Origin of the sequence: Streptomyces sp. NTH33 (assembly GCF_003236365.1) — a bacterium.
GTDB lineage: Bacteria > Actinomycetota > Actinomycetes > Streptomycetales > Streptomycetaceae > Streptomyces.
In genome coordinates, this window is record NZ_POTZ01000680.1 from 1 (window position 1) to 2,743 (window position 2,743).

Here is a 2,743-nt window from a genome sequence, read left to right on the forward strand (position 1 = left end):
GGTCCAGTTCGCGGGGTCGACGGGGGCCTCGGCCGCCGCGGGAGCGAGGTCAGCCAACGGGATTCATCTCCTCGTGCGGGACACGGGAGCCCTGCGGCGCCGGAGCGGCCGGTGAGGCCTGTCCGTTCAGCCGGCGGTACAGGTAGTAGGCGGCGCAGGCGCCCTCGTTGGAGACCATGGTGGCGCCGAGCGGGGTGCGCGGGGTGCAGGTGGTGCCGAACGCGGAGCACTCGGTGGGCTTGATCAGCCCCTGCAGGACCTCGCCGGCCCGGCACACGGCGGGCTCCTCGGTGCGGATGCCGCCGACGTCGAAGCGGTGCTCGGCGTCGAAGGCGCGGTAGGCGTCCGACAGCCGCCAGCCGCTGGCGGGGATGCGTCCGATGCCGCGCCAGGAGCGGTCGGCGACCTCGAAGACCTCCTCCAGCATGCGCAGGGCGGCCGGGTTGCCCGTCTCGCGCACGGCGCGCGGGTAGGCGTTCTCCACCCGGTGCTCGCCGCGCTCCAGCTGGTGGACGGCGCGGCGGATGCCCTCGAGGATGTCCAGCGGTTCGAAGCCGGTGACGACGACGGGGACACGGTGCCGCTGCGCCAGGTCCGGGTACTCGGCGGTGCCCATGACGCTGCACACGTGCCCGGCGGCGAGGAAGCCCTGCACCCGGCAGTCCGGGGCCGTCATGATCGCCTCGATGGCCGGTGGCACCCGCACGTGGGAGACCAGGAGGCTGAAGTTGTCCAGGCCCAGGCGGTGGGCCTGGTGCACGGCCATGGCGTTGGCGGGGGCGGTCGTCTCGAAGCCGATGGCGAAGAAGACCACCTGGCGGCCGGGGTTCTGCCGGGCCAGTTGGAGGGCGTCCAGCGGCGAGTACACGACGCGTACGTCGCCGCCCTCGCCCTTGACCCGGAACAGGTCCCGGTCGGTGCCCGGCACCCGCAGCATGTCGCCGAACGAGCAGAAGATCACCTCGGGCCGGGCGGCGATCTCCAGCGCCTTGTCGATGACCTCCAGTGGTGTCACGCACACCGGGCAGCCGGGGCCGTGGATCAACTCCACTTCTTGTGGCAGCAGTTGGTCGATGCCGTGCCGGATGATCGAGTGGGTCTGACCGCCGCAGACCTCCATCAGCGCCCACGGCCGGGTGACGGTCGCGCGGATCTCGTCGAGCAGCCGCCGGGCCAGCTCGGGGTCGTTGAACTCGTCGATGTACTTCATCGGACCTCACTTCCGCTCTTCTCGCGTTCCCCGGCCCCGGAGGTGTGCGGGGCCTCGCTGCCGGTCTGCTCGGCCGCCTGCGCCCAGGCGTCGCCGAACTCCTCCTCCAGCAGCCCCAGTTGCTGGAACAGCTCCAGGGAAGCCCGGGCCGACTCCTCGTCCAGGCGCTGCAGGGCGAACCCGACGTGGACGATCACGTACTCCCCCGCCTTCAGGTCGGGCAGGTATTCGAAGCACACCTGTTTCTGCACTCCGCCGAAGTCGACCAGGCCGGTGAGGGGGTCGGCGCGGTGGTCGATGGCCACGACTTTGCCGGGCACTGCCAAACACATGGGTCACTCCGTCTCGTCGCTGTACGGCGGCTTCAAGGGCGCCGTCCGTCCTGTCGTTCGTGGGCCGCGACCACGAGCTGTCCGAGGGCCAGTCCGCCGTCGGTCGGCGGGACTTCGCCGTGGCGCAGTACGGCGAAGCCGTCACCGGTCAGGAGCACGGCGCACTCCTCCTCCAGCAGGCCGTTGGCGAAGACGCCGCCGCTGAGGACGACGGTGGACAGGCCGGTGGCCGCGCGGGCACGCCGGCAGATCTCCGCCACGGTCCGCGCGACACCCCGGTGGAAGCGCGCGGCGAGGACCGCCGCCGGGGTGCCGCGCCTCTGGTCGGCGAGGAGTTCCCGCAGCATGGGCGCCGGGTCGCAGCCCAGGGGGCCGGGGCCGTCGGTGAGCCCGAAGGGGTACGCCGTGCGGTCCGCGTCCCGGGCGGCGGTGGCGGCCGCCTCCAGTTCCAGCGCGGCCTGCGCCTCGTACCCGGCGCGGTGGCAGACGCCCACGAGGGAGGAGACGGCGTCGAAGAGCCGACCCATGCTGGAGGTGGGCACGCAGGCCAGATTCCGTTCCAACTGCCTTCGGAGAACGGACAGTTCCTCGGGCGTGCAGGCGGCGACGGGCGGCAGGCGGGTGTCCCACGGCAGTCCCGCGGCCCACAGCCGGGCCAGCGCGAGGCGGCACGGGTTGGCCACGCCGGCGTCGCCGCCGGGCAGCGGGGCGGGGGTCAGGTGGGCGAAGCGGCGGTGCCCGGCGTAGTCGGCGAGCAGGACCTCGCCGCCCCAGACGGTGCCGTCGTCGCCGTATCCGGTGCCGTCGAAGGCGACGCCGATCACGGGGGTGGTGCCGTCGAGGCCGTGCTCGGCCATCGCGGAGGCGATGTGCGCGTGGTGGTGCTGGACCAGCACGGGCCGCTGTCCCGGTAGTCGGTCCGCCCGTCGGCGGGCCCAGCCGGTCGAGTGGTAGCCGGGGTGGCGGTCGGCGGCCACCAGGGCGGGGGTGACTCCGGTCAGGCGCAGCAGGTGCTGTTCGGCCCGGTGGGCGGCCTGGAGGGTGGCCAGGTCGCCCATGTCGCCGATGTGCGGGCCGAGCCAGGCGTGGTCGCCGTCGCCGACGCAGGGGACGTTCTTCAGGTCGCCGCCCACCGCGAGCGCGGGGCGCACCGGGAGGGGCAGGCGCAGTGGGCGGGGCACATAGCCCCGCCCACTGCGCC

3 protein-coding genes are annotated in these 2,743 nt (G+C 73.5%); all 3 read right to left on the minus strand.

From position 1 onward, the window contains the following. Positions 1-49: 49 nt before the first annotated feature. Entirely contained in the window at positions 50-1,210 is a 1,161-nt protein-coding gene (gene hypD / locus C1I97_RS34850) for a hydrogenase formation protein HypD (protein ID WP_111006970.1), read from the minus strand. Then, positions 1,207-1,542, minus strand: a complete 336-nt coding sequence (locus C1I97_RS34855; RefSeq protein ID WP_111006971.1) for a HypC/HybG/HupF family hydrogenase formation chaperone — start codon at positions 1,540-1,542, stop codon at positions 1,207-1,209. The genes hypD and C1I97_RS34855 overlap by 4 nt, the downstream gene beginning before the upstream one ends. A 32-nt stretch (positions 1,543-1,574) precedes the next feature. Next, on the minus strand, positions 1,575-2,743 hold a 1,169-nt coding region (locus C1I97_RS34860; RefSeq protein WP_146608401.1), incomplete at its 5' end, for a Kae1-like domain-containing protein.